Genomic DNA, 16,146 nt, shown 5'->3' on the forward strand with positions numbered 1-16,146 from the left:
CCCACGCGGCTCTGACGAACAAGAAAGGACTCACGTGACGATCCGGGTCATGCTCGTGGACGATCAGGCGCTGCTGCGCACCGGCTTCCGGATGGTGCTGGCCGCCCAGCCCGACATGGACGTCGTCGCGGAGGCGGGGGACGGCGACGAGGCGGTGCAGCTCCTCGGGGTCACGAAGGTGGACGTCGTGCTCATGGACGTACGCATGCCGCGCCTCGACGGCGTCGAGGCGACCCGGCGCATCTGCGCGGACAAGCCGGCGGAGGCACCGCCGAAGGTGCTGATACTGACCACCTTCGACCTCGACGAGTACGCCTTCTCGGCCCTGCAGGCCGGGGCGTCGGGCTTCATGCTCAAGGATGTGCCGCCCGGCGACCTGCTGAGCGCCATCCGGGCGGTGCACAGCGGCGACGCCGTCGTCGCGCCGAGCACGACGCGGCGGCTCATCGACCGGTTCACCGCCGTGATGCCCTCCGCGGCGGGCGAACGGGCGCACCCGGAGCTGAAGCGGCTGACGGACCGGGAGCGCGAGGTGCTGCTGCTGATCGCGCAGGGGTTGTCGAACGGGGAGATCGCGGCGCAACTGGTGCTGTCCGAGGCGACGGTGAAGACGCATGTGGGGCGGATCCTCACGAAGTTGGAGCTGCGGGACAGGGTGCAGGCGGTGGTCCTGGCCTACGAGACGGGTCTGGTACGGGCCGGGGGCTGACCGCGGCCGTGGCCCGCCTCAGCGCAGCAGGCCCTCCAGCAGCGATCCGCCCAGGCGGGCGACCGCCGGCAGCGACAGTTCGTACTGCACGTACCGCCCGCGGCGCCGCGTGACGACCAGACCGGCCTTCTTCAGCACCGCCAGGTGCCGCGAGACCTCCGGCGCCGTCAACTGATGCACGGCAGCCAGCTCGCCCGTCGTCGTCGGCGTCCGCGAGATCGTGCGGCACAGCCGGAGCCGCACCGGGTGCGCCAGCGCCTCCAGCCGCAGTTGCAGCGTCTCCAGCGCCGGCGTCCGGGGCAGGTCCGGCGACGGTATGGGGTACTGGATCACGGGGTGCCAGCCCGGTGCGTACACCACCAGCACGTGCGGCCAGCCGAACGCGGTCGGGAGGAACGTCACACTCTCGTGCGCGACCGCGCCGCCGGTGCTCAGCTTGTCCACGACGATGTGGGCCGAGCCGTCCCCGCCCTCCTCCAGCCGCAGTGCGGCGGACACGTCCGCCAGCGCCACCGCGAGGCCCTTGCGGCGCAGCAGGTCCGTCTTGTGCCGGGCGTCCGCGGTCAGCGGGTGGCGGACCCGCTCCCACGTCTCGTCGAAGAACGCCTGGGCGCAGTCCTCGAACAGCCGCCGCAGCCAGACCCGCAGCCCGTCGGGGTCGGCGAGCATCCGCTCCACGAACGCCGCCTGCCGCGGGCCGCGTGCCGCCGCGCGCTCGACGGCGACGCGGCGGCTGACCGGGTCGGCCAGCGGGGAGGGGCTGCCGTGCTGATACGCCGGGTTGCAGACGATCTCGAACGCGGCGGTGACGAACGCGTCGTCCGGGATCCGGTCGAGCGCGTCCAGCTCCTCGGCGAGGGTCGCCTCAGGCGCGGCGGGGAGGAGGATGTCGGACCGCCCGGCGCTCCACAGGAACTCCGCCTCGCTCAGCCGGTCCGCGAGCCCCGGGTCGAGCGCCGCCGCGGTCGCGGTCGTCCAGGCCGCCGCCCCCGGGTGGTGCGCGGGCGAGGAGAGCGCGTGCAGCGCGGCGCCCAGCTCGGCGAGCGGGGAGGGCGTGAAGCCGATGCGCTCGACGGCCAGGCCGGTGATGTCGAGGGTGACGCTCATGAAGCCATGGTCGGGCACGGGTCTGACAGCAGCAGGGCCCGCGACGCCTTTCCGCGGCCACGCGGTTGGACCCCGCCCGAAACGGCGGGCCGAAATTTTTCTGCGGTCAGTTGGACACCCCCGAGTCCGGGACCCCCGAGTCCGGGACCCCGGAGCCCCCGGCCCCGGAGCCTTCCGCCCCCGGGCCCGAGGCCGCCACCGCTCCCGCCGCCTCCACCCGCCGTACCCGCTCCACCAGCGCCCCCGTCTCCCGCGCCACGTCCTCCGCGGACCACGCCAGCCCCGGCTCCGTCACCGTGACCTCCGTCACCGACAGCCCCGGCGGGTCGCCCGGTTCCGTCCACACCCGGAACAGGCACGCCCCCGTCTCCTCCGCCAGCGCCGTCCCCGCGTCCATCAGCGCCTCCGCCCCGTAGGGCAGCCAGACCTGGAACTGGTGCGTGTGCGGCACCTCCGGATGCACCCGGAAGAACCCCACCCCCGCCTCCGCGAGCCCTTCCCGCACCGCCCCCGCGACGACCCGCGCGTGCGCCACGTACGACGGCAGCCGCGGCAGCTCCCGCTGCAGCCCTTCCAGCGCGGCCAGCGCCGCCGGCCACTGCTGGAACCCCTGGCCGCCGTACCGGTGCCGCCAGGCCCGCGCCTCCTCCACGAACCCCGCGGGACCGGCCAGCGCCGCGCCGGACAGCCCGCCCAGCGACTTGTAGAACGAGACGTACACGCTGTCCGCGAGCCCCGCGATCTCCGCGAGCCCGCGCCCGAAGTGCGTCGTGCACTCCCACAGCCGGGCGCCGTCGAAGTGGACGACCGCCTCCCGCTCCCGTGCCGCCACGACGACCTCCACCAGCTCCTCCCACTCCGGCAGCACGAACCCGGGCTCGCGCATCGGCAGCTCCAGCATCAGCGTGCCGAAGGGCTCGCCCAGCGCCCGTACCTCCGCCGCCGTCGCGATCCGCGGCTCGCGCGTGGGATGGACCGTGCGCACCCCGGTGACCTGGGCGTATGCCGCGCGCTCGTGCACCTCCAGGTGCGCGAGCGGGTGCGAGGCGACGACGCGGCTGCCGGTGCGCTCCGCCCAGCAGCGCAGCGCGACCTGCTGCGCCATGGTGCCGGTGGGGAAGAACGCCGCGTCCTCGCAGCCGAGCAGGTCCGCGGTGCGCTCCTCCAGCACGCCGACGATCCCGCCGCCGTAGACATCCACCTGCTGGTCGAGGTCGACGCCGCCGGGGCGGGCGGTGGCGAGGCGGGACAGGCGGGCGGAGATGGTGGGGAGGGAGGCCGAGAGGGTGTGCTCGGCCGCCGCCCACGTCGCGCGCCTACGGGTCATGAGGTCGTCAGCGTCCGTCATGGGCCCAGATCATGCCTCCGCCCGCGCCTCCGCCACACCGGTTTACGCCCCCGCGGCGGCCCGTCGTCCCACCGGAGCACGCGGCACGCGCGTGCGCGCGCCGGGCGCACTCGTGCCGTCCGCCGTGGTCAGGCACACACCGGCACCTGCCCGGCACCGCAAGTACCATGAACCCGTACGTCCGGTACCCGAAGCGGACTGGAACGGAAGGCGACGTGAACCCCAGCCCCACCCCCGAGCCGCAGGAGAAGCCCGCCCGGCTCACCGTCGGCGTGGTCGGCGCCGGCCGGGTCGGCCCGCCGCTCGCCGCGGCGCTCGCGCTCGCGGGACACCGCCCCGTCGCCGTGCACGCCGTCTCCGACGGCGCCCGCCGGCGGGCCGAGGAACTGCTGCCCGACGTGCCCGTCACCGAGCCCGCCGAGGTGCTGGCCCGCGCCGACCTCGTGCTGCTCACCGTGCCGGACGACGTGCTGCCCGGCCTCGTCGAGGGCCTGGCGGGCACCGGCGCCGTACGCGCCGGGCACCTGCTGGTGCACACCTCCGGCCGGTACGGGGCCGCGGTGCTGGAGCCCGCCACCCGCGCCGGCGGGCTGCCGCTCGCGCTGCACCCCGCGATGACCTTCACCGGCACCGCCGTCGACGTCCAGCGCCTCGCCGGCTGCTCCTTCGGCGTCACCGCGCCCGGCGAGCTGCGTACGGCGGCGGAGGCGCTGGTCGTGGAGATGGGCGGGGAGCCGGAGTGGGTGGAGGAGGCGGCCCGGCCGCTGTACCACGCGGCGCTCGCCATCGGCGCCAACCATCTCGTCACGCTGGTCACGCAGTCGATGGAGCTGCTGGCCAAGGCCGGTGTCGGCGCCCCCGACCGGATGCTGGGCCCGCTGCTCGGCGCCGCCCTCGACAACGCGCTGCGCAGCGGGGACGCCGCGCTCACCGGCCCGGTCGCGCGCGGCGACGCGGGCACCGTGGCGGCGCACATCGCGGAGCTGCGGGTCCATGAGCCGCAGGCCGTGCCGGCGTACGTCGCGATGGCCCGGGCGACGGCGGACCGCGCGCTCGCGGGCGGGCTGCTCAAGCCGGAGCTGGCCGAGGACCTGCTCGGGGTCCTCGCCGACGGAGGACGCTGAGGGACGGCGACGATGACCGCTCTACTCGTACACAAGGCCGCGGATCTGCCGGAGCCGCCGGGGGCGCACGAGCCGCCGGAAGCGCAGGGACCGGGGCCCGAACGCCCGGCGCGCGCCGTGGTGATGACCATGGGTGCGCTGCACGAGGGCCACGCCGCCCTCGTCCGCGCCGCCCGTACCGTCGTCGGCCCGCACGGGCAGGTCGTGGTCACCGTCTTCGTCAACCCGCTGCAGTTCGGGCCCGGCGAGGACCTGGACCGCTACCCCCGCACCCTCGACGCCGACGTCCGGCTCGCGGGCAAGGAAGGCGCGGACGTGGTCTTCGCGCCCTCCGCCGACGAGGTCTACCCGGGCGGCGAGCCCCAGGTGCGCATCAGCGCCGGGCCGATGGGGGAGCGGCTGGAGGGCGCGTTCCGCCCCGGGCACTTCGACGGCGTGCTGACCGTCGTCGCCAAACTGCTGCACCTCACGCAGCCGGACGCGGCGCTGTACGGGCAGAAGGACGCCCAGCAACTCGCGCTGATCACGCGGATGGTGCGCGACCTGAACTTCCCGGTACGCATCATCGGCGTGCCGACCGTGCGCGAGCCGGACGGGCTCGCCCTGTCCAGCCGCAACGTGTACCTCTCCGCGCCGGAGCGCCGCACCGCGCTCGCGCTGTCCCGTGCGCTGTTCGCGGCGCGCGCGGCGGCGGGCGGGCCGCGCGAGGCGCTGACCGCGGCGCGGTCTGTGCTGCACGACGCGAAGGCGCTGACGCCCCCGCTGGAACTGGACTACGCCGCGCTGGTGGATCCCGCGGACTTCACGCCGGTCACGGACGGTACGGACGGCACCGACGCCGCGGACGGCCCGCGCGGAACGGCGGAGAAGCCGGGTGCCACGGCGCGGGAAACGGCCGCCGCGGCACAGGAAGACGCCCCCGCCCACGACGCCGTGCTCGCCGTCGCCGCCAGGGTCGGTGCCACCCGCCTCATCGACAACATCCGCCTCACCTTCGGAGGTGCCCGGTGACCGCGATACGGCTCAAGGCCCCCGCTCCCGGCTGGGTGCTGGACACCGACGTCGTCGTGGTGGGCTCCGGCGTCGCCGGCCTCACCGCCGCGCTGCGCTGCGCGGAGGCGGGCCGCCGGGTCGTCGTCGTGACCAAGGCCAACCTCGACGACGGCTCCACCCGCTGGGCCCAGGGCGGCATCGCCGCCGCCCTCGGCGACGGCGACACCCCCGAGCAGCACCTCGCCGACACCCTCGTCGCCGGCGCCGGTCTGTGCGACGAGGACGCCGTACGCACCCTCGTCACCGAGGGCCCCGCCGCCGTACGCCGACTCATCGCCAGCGGCGCCACCTTCGACACCGACCCCGCCACCGGCGCCATCGAGCTGACCCGCGAGGGCGGCCACCACCGCCGCCGTATCGCCCACGCGGGCGGCGACGCGACCGGCGCGGAGGTCTCCCGCGCGCTGGTCGAGGCGGTGCGCGAGGCGGGTATCGAGACCGTCGAGCACGCACTGGTACTCGATCTGATCAAGGACGCGGAAGGGCGCGCCGCCGGTGTCACGCTGCACGTCATGGGTGAGGGCGCACGCGACGGCGTGGGCGCCGTGCGCGCCCCCGCCGTGGTGCTCGCCACCGGCGGAATGGGCCAGGTCTTCTCCGCGACCACCAACCCCCCGGTCTCCACCGGCGACGGCGTCGCGCTCGCGCTGCGCGCCGGCGCGGAGGTCTCGGACCTGGAGTTCGTCCAGTTCCATCCGACGGTGATGTTCCTGGGCCCGGACGCGCAGGGCCAGCAGCCGCTGGTCTCCGAGGCGGTACGGGGCGAGGGCGCCCGCCTCGTCGACGCGGACGGCGAGCGGTTCATGGTGGGCCGGCACGAGCTGGCGGAGCTGGCGCCGCGCGACATCGTGGCGAAGGGCATCATGCGGCGCATGCGCGAGCGCGGCGCCGACCACATGTACCTCGACGGGCGGCACTTCGGCGCGGAGATGTGGAAGCAGCGCTTCCCGACGATCTTCGCGGCCTGCCGCGCGCACGGCTTCGACCCGGTCCACGACCTCGTCCCGGTAGCCCCCGCGGCCCACTACGCCTCCGGCGGCGTCGTCACGGACCTGCGCGGGCGGACGAGCGTCCCGGGCCTCTACGCCTGCGGTGAGGTCGCCTGCACGGGCGTGCACGGCGCGAACAGGCTGGCCTCCAACTCCCTGCTGGAGGGCCTGGTCTTCGCCGAGCGCATCGCGGCGGACGTCGCCGCCGCGCCCGTACCCGGGGAGCCGGAGGCCCCGGAGCCGAAGACCCGGCCCCGGGAGATTGCCCTCCTGCGGCCGGACGCGCGCCCGGACATCCAGCGCGCCATGACCGCCGGGGCGGGCGTCCTGCGCTCCGCCGCCAGCCTGGACGAGGCCGCCGCCGAGCTGCGCGCGATACGCGACACCGCGCGGCCCGCCCCCGCGGCACCGTGCGTGGAGACCTGGGAGGCGACCAACCTGCTGCTCGTCGCGCAGGTCCTCGTCGAGAGCGCCCGGCGCCGCGCCGAGACCCGCGGCTCGCACTGGCGCGAGGACCACGCCGACCGCGACGACGCCCGGTGGGCCCGCCACTTCCTCGTCACCCTCACCCCCGATCCCGTACGCGCCGGGTACCCCGCGGCGCCCGTACGCCCCGAAGACCCCGCACCCCCCGCCCGCCCCGCACTCGCCGTCCGGACCACCGCCGGCACCGCCTTCCACCGGGAGACCCCGTGAGCAGCACCCCAGAGCCCCACCGCCCCCAGCCCGTGGAGCTGACGCTCCTGCCCCTCGGCGGCCCGGACACCGGCGCGGAGGGCTGCGGCGACGCCTGCGGCTGCGGGGCGGGCGACGGTGACGCAGACGCGGCGTACGGCCACGATCCGCTGGAGTGCGGCCTCGACCCGGCGCTCGCCCAGCTCCTCGCCGACGCGGGCCTCGACCCCGTCTACGTCGAGGACGTCGCCCATCTCGCGGTCGAGGAGGACCTCGACCACGGCGTGGACGTGACGACCGTCGCCACCGTCCCCGAGGACGCCGTCGCCACCGGCGACTTCACCGCACGCGAGGCCGGTGTCGTCGCCGGCCTGCGGGTCACCGAGGCGGTCCTGTCCGTCGTCTGTACCGATGACATGGAGGTGGTGCGGCATGCCGAGGACGGCGACCGGGTCGGGGCCGGACAGCGGCTGCTGACCGTCCGTACCCGTACCCGCGATCTCCTCACCGCCGAACGCAGCGCGCTCAACCTCCTTTGCCGGATGTCCGGAATCGCCACTTCCACCCGCGCCTGGGCCGATGCCCTGGAGGGCACCGCCGCCAAGGTCCGCGACACCCGCAAGACGACGCCCGGCCTGCGCGCCCTGGAGAAGTACGCGGTGCGGTGCGGGGGCGGCGTCAACCACCGCATGTCGCTGTCGGACGCGGCGCTGGTCAAGGACAACCACGTGGTCGCGGCGGGCGGCCTGGCCGAGGCGTTCCGGATGGTACGGGCCGAGTTCCCGGACCTGGACGTGGAGGTGGAGGCGGACACCCTGCACCAGGTGCGCGAGGCGGTCGACGCGGGTGCCGACCTCATCCTGCTGGACAACTTCACGCCCGTGGAGACGGAGGAGGCCGTCGCGCTGGTCGCGGGCCGCGCCCGGCTGGAGTCCTCCGGGCGGCTGACGCTCGACAACGCGCGCGCGTACGCGGAGACGGGCGTCGACTATCTGGCCGTAGGAGCGCTCACGCACTCCACCCCCATCCTCGACATCGGCCTCGACCTGCGCGAGGGGGGCGACGGCTAGATGCTCCTCACCATCGACGTCGGGAACACCCATACCGTCCTCGGCCTCTTCGACGGCGAGGAGATCGTCGAACACTGGCGCATCTCCACGGACGCGCGCCGCACCGCGGACGAACTGGCCGTCCTGCTCCAGGGCCTGATGGGCATGCACCCGCTGCTCGGCGAGGAGCTGGGCGACGGCATCCACGGCATCGCCATCTGCTCCACCGTGCCGTCGGTGCTGCACGAACTGCGCGAGGTCACCCGCCGCTACTACGGCGACGTCCCCTCCGTGCTCGTCGAGCCGGGCGTGAAGACCGGCGTGCCCGTCCTGATGGACAACCCCAAGGAGGTCGGCGCCGACCGGATCATCAACGCCCTGGCGGCGGCCGAGCTGTACGGCGGCCCCGCCATCGTCGTCGACTTCGGCACGGCGACGACGTTCGACGCGGTGAGCGAGCGCGGCGAGTACGTCGGCGGGGTCATCGCGCCCGGCATCGAGATCTCCACGGAGGCGCTGGGCGTCCGCGGCGCGCAGTTGCGCAAGATCGAGCTGGCCCGGCCGCGCTCGGTGATCGGCAAGAACACGGTCGAGGCGATGCAGTCCGGCATCCTGTACGGCTTCGCGGGCCAGGTCGACGGCGTGGTCAACCGTATGGCGGCGGAGCTGGCGGACGACCCGGACGAGGTCACCGTCATAGCGACGGGCGGGCTGGCGCCGATGATGCTGGCCGATTCCGCGGTGATCGACGAGCACGAGCCGTGGCTGACGCTGATCGGCCTCCGCCTGGTCTACGAGCGGAACGTCTCGACCACCTGACGGGCCGCGGCAGTGCCCCTCCCGCGGCGGTAGCCCGTTCCGCGCGCCTTCACGGCATGAGTCCCCTTCAGGGCCTAAAGTCGGATTATGCCTACGCCATACGGTTCCCGAGGCGGTGTGGCGCTCAGCGCCGACGAGCTCCGCGTCGTGCGTGACGCGCTGGCCATCGCCATCGAGTCGAGTTGGGGCCTGCCCAGGCCCGCCAGGGGTGACGGAACGGATCCGGCCGCCGCGCCGGCGATCGTGCGCGGTGCCGTCGTACGGGACTGTACGGAGCTGGCCGCGGCGTTGGACGAGGCGGCGGCCGAGGCGGACCGGATGCGGCTGTTCCGTGACGCCGACCTCGCCCGCTACCGCGCCGCGCTCCCCGGCAGCGCCTCCGGGTACGCCGAGGCGCTGCACGACGCGCTGGCCACCGGCTACGTGCCCCGGCAGGCGGATGTCGCCGCGCTGCGCGCCCTCTGCGCCGCGCAGGCGGATTCGGTCGTGGCCGAGCGCCGGCGGCGACTGCTGTGGCGCTGCGAGGCGCTGGCGGTGGCCCAGGTCCCGCCCCGCCGCCGCCCGATGCCGGCCGTGCCCGCGGCGCCGGCTGGGCCCGCGGCGCCGAGGCCGCCGCATGTGCCGCCCGGGCTCCTCCCGCGGCCCGCGCTGCGTGCCCTCCCCGGCGGCAGAGGGGCCTGGGCGGCGCAGGGGTCCGAGGAGCCGGAGCCCGCCCCGGGCCGGCAGCCGCGCAAGCCCGGCGAGGAGCCCCGGCAGCACCCGCCCCGCGAGAATCCTCCGGACCGCCGGCCCGCGTCTCCGAACCGGCCGGTGCCCACGCCCGCCGAGGTCTTCCCGCCCCGCCGCCGTCCGGCCCGGCCCTCGGAGCACCTGCTGCGCCCCTGCGCGGCTCGCACGGCCTGACCCGCACTCCGGGCCCGTCCCGCCGTACGGGCCCGGGGGCCCCCGCCTCCGTACGCTCCCGCCCCGCCACGCCACCGCCCCTCCCGGCACCGTCCGCGCCTCCCCGCCAACCCCCCGCCGCCGCCCCCGCGGGGGCGGGCTACGCTGGAGCCCGCGGCACCTCCGCGGCGCCCGCGCCCAGTAGCCCGCAACGATGGATGGCTCTCATGGATTACCTTTCCGCGCTGCTGCCGTCGACCGTCATGGCCGTCGCCTTCATCCTGATGATCGTGACGATCGTCAAGAACCAGGGCGGCCCCAACAAGGCCAAGGAAGACGCCGCCGTCGACGCGGCGTTCGCCCGGGCGGAGGCGTCGAAGCAGAAGTCCGTGGAGTAGCGCCGCGTAACGCCGGGTACTCCTCACCTTCGGGCGGCGCACGCGCCCCCTGAATCGCCACGCCGCAGTCCCCATCCCCGTCCCAATCGCCCCGTTGTCCACCCTCCTACGGGTATTGTGCTGGCGTGGTCCGGCCATTGGGAGAGCTCGAAGACACGGTCATGACCCGGGTGTGGGAGTGGAACCGCCCGGTCACGGTCAGGGAAGTGCTGGAAGACCTCCAGCAGGAACGCTCTCTCGCGTACACCACCGTCATGACCGTAATGGACAACCTCCACCAGAAGGGCTGGCTGAGGCGCTCCCCCGAAGGCCGCGCCTATCGATATGAAGCGGTGTCCACCCGCGCCGCCTACTCCGCCGCACTCATGAACGACGCGTGGGCCGCCAGCGACAATCCGGCGGCGGCTCTTGTCGCGTTCTTCGGCATGATGTCACCGGCCCAGCTCGAAGCCCTGCGCGATGCGCTACGCGTCGTGTCGCTGGACTCACCCGGCGACACCGAAGCCGGTGACGGCGAAGGAAGCGCGTGACGATAGCGTCATGTCATGCCCAGCGATTCTTACGGGGTCACCATCCGGCGTGCCCGCACCTCGGATGTGCGGGCCATCCGGCGGCTGCTCGACCCCTACGTGCACCGCGACATCCTTCTCGACAAAGCCACCGTGACGCTTTACGAGGACATCCAGGAGTTCTGGGTCGCCGAGCAGGACGTGGACGCCGCCGTGGTCGGCTGCGGCGCGCTGCACGTGATGTGGGAGGACCTCGCCGAGGTGCGTACGCTGGCCGTGGATCCGGCCCGCAAGGGCACCGGCATCGGCCACCAACTCCTCGACAAGTTGCTGCACACCGCCCGCTGGCTCGGTGTCGGCCGCATTTTCTGCCTCACGTTCGAAGTCGACTTCTTCGCCAAGCACGGCTTCGTCGAGATCGGCGAGACTCCGGTGGACCAGGACGTCTACAGTGAGCTGCTGCGCTCGTATGACGAGGGCGTTGCCGAGTTCCTGGACCTGGAGCGGGTGAAGCCCAACACCCTCGGCAACAGCAGGATGCTGCTGCATCTCTGATGACGCTTTGTCCGAATCGCGAAGATATTCTTGAGCGAGTTCTCCGGCAGGGTTTGAGTTTTTCGCTGAAAAGCGGTTTGCTTTCGCCAGCACACATTGTTCCGATGAAAGGGAAGCCCGGTGGCTCAGAAGGTACAGGTCCTTCTCGTCGATGATCTCGATGGCGGTGAGGCAGACGAGACCGTGACGTTCGCTCTCGACGGCAAGTCCTACGAGATCGACCTCACGACTGCCAACGCGGAAAAGCTGCGCTCCGCTCTGGAGCAGTACGTGAAGAGCGGTCGCAGGACCGGTGGCCGTGCGGCGAAGCGTTCTCGCGGCGGAGCGTCCGGCAGCCAGGACACGGCGAAGATCCGCGCGTGGGCGAAGGAGCAGGGTTACGAGGTCAGTGAGCGTGGCCGTGTTCCGGCGAACATCCGCGAGGCATACGAAAAGGCGAACGGCTGACGTTCAGGGTGAGGCGGTGGCAGGCTGTCGCCGCCGCGCTCACCAGCCGTACCAGGTCCGGCCGGTCCGCAACCCGGTGCCGCGCCTGAACCGCAGCGCCGTCCGCGCCATCCCTGTCCCCCTTCCCTTCGCCAGCATCCCGGACGGCGTCTTCGGCGCCCTCCGCGTCCCCTCCTGAGCCGTTCCCGTCTGCTACGCCCTCCCCGTCCACGACTCCGCCCCCGCGGCCGGCTTCCGTGCCCACGGACAGCCGTACCGCGGGGAGCCGCGCCAGCGCCGCCCTGCCGGGCGGACGCAGCCACAGCGTCGGCGGCCAGCTCCGTACCGCCGCCGGCGCCGCGCTCAGGTCCAGCGGGATCCCGCCCCACTCCAGCCAGTCCAGCAGCCCCGGCAGCTCCGCCGCGCCGCCCTCGGCGATCAGGAAGCGCATCCGGCCGCCGGTCAGCCCCACGGGCCCCGTGGCGGGCCGCCGGCGCAGGACGGCCCAGCCGGCCTCCGCGGGCATCTCCAGCATGTCGCAGCGCAGCGCCCCGGGCGGCAGCCCGCCCGCCGAGGGCGCTCCCGCCGCAGCGCCGGCCGCGGAGGGCGGGGCAGACCCCGCGGCGTACTCGCCGCCGGTCCCTGTCCCCGCCCCCGTACCCGAACCATTCCGGCCGCACGCGCCGCTCCCGCCCGCCGGGCCGGGTCTGCCCTGCGGGCCGGTCTGGCGCGGGATCACGGAACCGGTCACGCCCTGAGCAACGGGGTCGCACCCGCCATGGTTACGACATGTGTCATCCCGGTCGCATAGCGCGCTTCTTCTTCCCCGTATCGGCGTCGGCAGGCGTTCCGCCGTGTTCGCCGTCAGCGCAGTGAAGAGGCCGGAAAATCTGATGGCACCGCCCATGGTGCGGGTAAGACTTGACTAGTGGCGCTGGTGAGAGCAGTGCTTCGGCAGGGTTCGGCGGGTGGCGTTCGCCATGGGCGTAGCGGCATTGAGAGTATTCGCCTGGCCTGCGGGAACATCGTCTCGCACCATCGGGTTGGAGCAGTAGTCGGATGTCCGGTGCAGGAGACTGATGGAGGTCGACGTCCGGGTGTCGGCAGTTGGAATGAGCGGTCCCCGCTTGCGGGACTAAGCTGCGGAAGGACAGGGAGGGGAACGTCCCCGATCTGCCTGACCGCTCTGAGGAGCGATTAACGATGTTCGAGAGGTTCACCGACCGCGCGCGGCGGGTTGTCGTCCTGGCTCAGGAAGAAGCCCGGATGCTCAACCACAACTACATCGGCACCGAGCACATCCTCCTGGGCCTGATCCACGAGGGTGAGGGTGTCGCCGCAAAGGCACTGGAGAGCCTCGGGATCTCGCTCGAGGCGGTCCGCCAGCAGGTGGAGGAGATCATCGGCCAGGGCCAGCAGGCCCCGTCCGGCCACATCCCCTTCACCCCCCGGGCGAAGAAGGTCCTGGAGCTGTCGCTCCGCGAGGCCCTTCAGCTCGGACACAACTACATCGGTACGGAGCACATTCTCCTCGGCCTCATCCGCGAGGGCGAGGGCGTCGCCGCCCAGGTGCTCGTGAAGCTGGGCGCCGACCTGAACCGTGTGCGGCAGCAGGTCATCCAGTTGCTCTCCGGTTACCAGGGCGGCAAGGAGACCGCCACCGCCGGCGGCCCCGCCGAGGGCACGCCGTCGACGTCCCTGGTGCTCGACCAGTTCGGCCGGAACCTCACCCAGGCGGCCCGCGAGTCCAAGCTCGACCCGGTCATCGGGCGCGAGAAGGAGATCGAGCGGGTCATGCAGGTGCTGTCCCGCCGCACCAAGAACAACCCCGTGCTCATCGGTGAGCCCGGCGTCGGCAAGACCGCCGTCGTCGAGGGCCTGGCGCAGGCCATCGTCAAGGGCGAGGTGCCCGAGACGCTGAAGGACAAGCACCTCTACACCCTGGACCTGGGCGCGCTGGTCGCGGGCTCCCGCTACCGCGGTGACTTCGAAGAGCGCCTGAAGAAGGTGCTCAAGGAGATCCGCACCCGCGGCGACATCATCCTGTTCATCGACGAGCTGCACACCCTGGTGGGCGCGGGGGCCGCCGAGGGCGCGATCGACGCGGCGAGCATCCTCAAGCCGATGCTGGCCCGCGGCGAGCTGCAGACCATCGGTGCCACCACGCTCGACGAGTACCGCAAGCACCTGGAGAAGGACGCGGCCCTGGAGCGCCGCTTCCAGCCGATCCAGGTCGCGGAGCCGTCGCTGCAGCACACGATCGAGATCCTCAAGGGTCTGCGCGACCGGTACGAGGCGCACCACCGGGTGTCCATCACGGACGCCGCGCTGGTCGCCGCGGCCCAGCTCGCTGACCGGTACATCTCCGACCGCTTCCTGCCGGACAAGGCGATCGACCTGATCGACGAGGCGGGCTCGCGGATGCGCATCCGCCGGATGACCGCGCCGCCGGACCTGCGGGAGTTCGACGAGAAGATCGCCGATGTGCGGCGTGAGAAGGAGTCCGCGATCGACTCGCAGGACTTCGAGCTGGCCGCCGGGCTGCGTGACAAGGAAAAGCAGCTCCTGGCGCAGAAGGCGCAGCGGGAGAAGGAGTGGAGGGCCGGCGACATGGACGTCGTCGCCGAGGTGGACGAGGAGCTGATCGCCGAGGTCCTGGCCACCGCCACCGGCATCCCGGTCTTCAAGCTGACCGAGGAGGAGTCCTCGCGGCTGCTGCGCATGGAGGACGAGCTGCACAAGCGCGTCATCGGGCAGGAGGACGCCATCAAGGCGCTCTCCCAGGCCATCCGCCGTACGCGGGCGGGCCTGAAGGACCCGAAGCGCCCCGGCGGTTCGTTCATCTTCGCCGGCCCGTCCGGCGTCGGTAAGACGGAGCTGTCGAAGACGCTGGCGGAGTTCCTCTTCGGTGACGAGGACGCGCTCATCCAGCTCGACATGTCGGAGTTCAGCGAGAAGCACACCGTCTCGCGGCTGTTCGGCTCCCCGCCCGGCTACGTCGGGTACGAGGAGGGCGGCCAGCTCACGGAGAAGGTGCGCCGGAAGCCGTTCTCGGTCGTCCTCTTCGACGAGGTCGAGAAGGCCCACCCGGACATCTTCAACTCGCTGCTGCAGATCCTGGAGGACGGTCGGCTGACCGACTCCCAGGGCCGGGTCGTGGACTTCAAGAACACGATCATCATCATGACGACCAACCTCGGCACGAAGGACATCTCCAAGGGCTTCGGCCTGGGGTTCGCCGCCGGGGGCGACGTCAAGTCCGGCTACGAGCGGATGAAGTCGAAGGTCAGCGAGGAGCTGAAGCAGCACTTCCGGCCGGAGTTCCTCAACCGTGTGGATGACATCGTGGTCTTCCACCAGCTCACCCGGGACGACATCATCGAGATCGTCGACCTGCGGCTGGCCGAGCTGGACAACCGGCTCAAGGACCGCGACATGGCCATCGAGCTGTCCACCGAGGCCAAGGACCTGCTGTCCAAGCGCGGCTTCGACCCGGTGCTGGGCGCCCGGCCGCTGCGCCGCGCGATCCAGCGGGAGATCGAGGACGTGCTCTCGGAGAAGATCCTCTTCGGCGAGCTGCGCCCGGGCCACATCGTGGTGGTCGACACCGAGGGCGAGGGTGACGACGCGACGTTCACCTTCCGCGGCGAGGAGAAGTCGGCGCTGCCCGACGCCCCGCCGGTCGACGCCGCCGCCGGCGGCGCGGGCCCGAACCTGAGCAAGGAGGCGTGAGCCCGTAGCGGCTCGGCTTCCGCGGTACGACACAGAGCCGCCCCGGACCACACGGTCCGGGGCGGCTCTGCGTGCACGTGCCGTACGCCCCCGGGCCCGTACCGGGGGCGTCCCGTACGGCCTGCGGCGCGGCGCCCCGAGGGCGTGGTCAGCCCTTGTGCGCCGCCGTCACCAGGTCCTGCGCGACCTCCAGGCAGGCGAGCCGCTTCTCCTCGGCGTCGCCCGGGGCGTCGGCCAGGGCGAACATCCCGGCGTGCATGGCGAAGATCGCCGAGATGCAGCGGGCCTGGTCCTTCAGATCGGCGTCCTTGTCGCGCAGCATCCCGATGATGTCGCCCATGCGCGCCTTGAAGGACTCGCCGAGGCTCAGCTCGCGGATGCTCGCCTGGTTCTCCTGCATGAACCGGAAGAGGGTGCTGCCGCCGGCGAGCAGCGCGCTGTACCGCGCCAGCAGCTCCAGCCTGGTCTCCAGCGTGGCCGGCTGGTCACGGCCCCAGGCGATCAGCGCGTCGACCCGACCGAAGTGGTCCTCGACCAGGCTGACGAGGATGTCCTCCTTGGTCTTGAAGTGGTAATAGAGCGCGGCCTTCGTGACGTCGAGCCGTTCGGCGATTTCGCGCAGGGACGTCTTGTCGTAGCCCTTGTCGGCGAAGAGCTCCAGCGCCACATCCTGAATGCGCCGGCGGGTGTCGCCCCTGGTCGTCCCCATGATCCCCGCTTCCGTCTGGTACTTACTTGACGCCCGGCAAGTAGGGGCGTACGTTCACATCG

16 protein-coding genes are annotated in these 16,146 nt (G+C 72.8%); 12 read left to right on the forward strand and 4 right to left on the reverse strand.

The genetic code is table 11. The features are described from left to right. Positions 1 to 34 precede the first annotated feature (34 nt). Entirely contained in the window at positions 35 to 709 is a 675-nt protein-coding gene (locus tag I003_RS0117175; RefSeq protein ID WP_027772637.1) for a response regulator transcription factor, read from the forward strand. 18 nt (positions 710 to 727) lie between these two features. On the opposite strand, the gene I003_RS0117180 is transcribed toward I003_RS0117175, so the two are convergent. Together I003_RS0117180 and I003_RS32515 are read right to left on the reverse strand one after the other, a co-directional pair. Next, a complete protein-coding gene (locus I003_RS0117180; RefSeq protein WP_027772638.1) occupies positions 728 to 1,816 on the reverse strand; it encodes a DUF5937 family protein in 1,089 nt (362 codons plus the stop codon). 106 nt (positions 1,817 to 1,922) lie between these two features. Then, on the reverse strand, positions 1,923 to 3,164 hold the full coding sequence (locus I003_RS32515) for a beta-eliminating lyase-related protein (protein ID WP_051368305.1): 1,242 nt from the start codon (positions 3,162 to 3,164) through the stop codon (positions 1,923 to 1,925). 215 nt (positions 3,165 to 3,379) lie between these two features. Between I003_RS32515 and I003_RS0117190 the strand changes: the two genes are divergently transcribed. From I003_RS0117190 to I003_RS0117235, 10 genes are all read left to right on the forward strand, one after another. Next, on the forward strand, positions 3,380 to 4,288 hold the full coding sequence (locus I003_RS0117190) for a Rossmann-like and DUF2520 domain-containing protein (protein WP_027772639.1): 909 nt from the start codon (positions 3,380 to 3,382) through the stop codon (positions 4,286 to 4,288). A gap of 12 nt (positions 4,289 to 4,300) precedes the next feature. After that, a complete protein-coding gene (gene panC / locus I003_RS0117195) occupies positions 4,301 to 5,299 on the forward strand; it encodes a pantoate--beta-alanine ligase (protein ID WP_078564113.1) in 999 nt (332 codons plus the stop codon). Next, entirely contained in the window at positions 5,296 to 7,026 is a 1,731-nt protein-coding gene (locus tag I003_RS0117200; protein WP_027772641.1) for an L-aspartate oxidase, read from the forward strand. The genes panC and I003_RS0117200 overlap by 4 nt, the downstream gene beginning before the upstream one ends. A 32-nt stretch (positions 7,027 to 7,058) precedes the next feature. Then, a complete protein-coding gene (gene nadC, locus I003_RS0117205; protein WP_027772642.1) occupies positions 7,059 to 8,075 on the forward strand; it encodes a carboxylating nicotinate-nucleotide diphosphorylase in 1,017 nt (338 codons plus the stop codon). After that, a complete protein-coding gene (locus I003_RS0117210; protein ID WP_027772643.1) occupies positions 8,076 to 8,873 on the forward strand; it encodes a type III pantothenate kinase in 798 nt (265 codons plus the stop codon). Between the two features lie 117 nt (positions 8,874 to 8,990). Next, positions 8,991 to 9,776, forward strand: coding sequence for a hypothetical protein (locus tag I003_RS0117215; RefSeq protein WP_027772644.1), 786 nt, complete (start codon positions 8,991 to 8,993; stop codon positions 9,774 to 9,776). A 206-nt stretch (positions 9,777 to 9,982) separates the two neighbouring features. Then, positions 9,983 to 10,153, forward strand: a complete 171-nt coding sequence (locus I003_RS36475; RefSeq protein ID WP_027772645.1) for a hypothetical protein — start codon at positions 9,983 to 9,985, stop codon at positions 10,151 to 10,153. Positions 10,154 to 10,278: 125 nt separating this feature from the next. After that, positions 10,279 to 10,683 (forward strand): BlaI/MecI/CopY family transcriptional regulator, encoded by a 405-nt coding sequence (locus I003_RS0117225; protein ID WP_027772646.1) that lies wholly within the window; start codon positions 10,279 to 10,281, stop codon positions 10,681 to 10,683. Between the two features lie 15 nt (positions 10,684 to 10,698). Beyond that, the gene (locus I003_RS0117230; RefSeq protein WP_027772647.1) at positions 10,699 to 11,217 is read left to right on the forward strand and encodes an amino-acid N-acetyltransferase; all 519 of its coding nucleotides are present in this window, start codon (positions 10,699 to 10,701) and stop codon (positions 11,215 to 11,217) included. Positions 11,218 to 11,337: 120 nt separating this feature from the next. Beyond that, entirely contained in the window at positions 11,338 to 11,664 is a 327-nt protein-coding gene (locus I003_RS0117235) for a histone-like nucleoid-structuring protein Lsr2 (protein WP_027772648.1), read from the forward strand. On the opposite strand, the gene I003_RS36480 is transcribed toward I003_RS0117235, so the two are convergent. Beyond that, complete coding sequence (locus I003_RS36480; RefSeq protein WP_037721054.1) at positions 11,603 to 12,394, reverse strand: hypothetical protein; 792 nt, start codon at positions 12,392 to 12,394, stop codon at positions 11,603 to 11,605. The two genes, I003_RS0117235 and I003_RS36480, sit on opposite strands and share 62 nt — an antisense overlap. Before the next feature lie 452 nt (positions 12,395 to 12,846). On the opposite strand from I003_RS36480, the gene I003_RS0117245 reads away from it, so the two are divergent. Further along, the gene (locus tag I003_RS0117245; protein ID WP_027772650.1) at positions 12,847 to 15,375 is read left to right on the forward strand and encodes an ATP-dependent Clp protease ATP-binding subunit; all 2,529 of its coding nucleotides are present in this window, start codon (positions 12,847 to 12,849) and stop codon (positions 15,373 to 15,375) included. Between the two features lie 148 nt (positions 15,376 to 15,523). On the opposite strand, the gene I003_RS0117250 is transcribed toward I003_RS0117245, so the two are convergent. Continuing rightward, the gene (locus I003_RS0117250; RefSeq protein ID WP_027772651.1) at positions 15,524 to 16,084 is read right to left on the reverse strand and encodes a TetR/AcrR family transcriptional regulator; all 561 of its coding nucleotides are present in this window, start codon (positions 16,082 to 16,084) and stop codon (positions 15,524 to 15,526) included. Positions 16,085 to 16,146: the final 62 nt, after the last annotated feature.

This window comes from Streptomyces sp. CNQ329 (genome assembly GCF_000482585.1).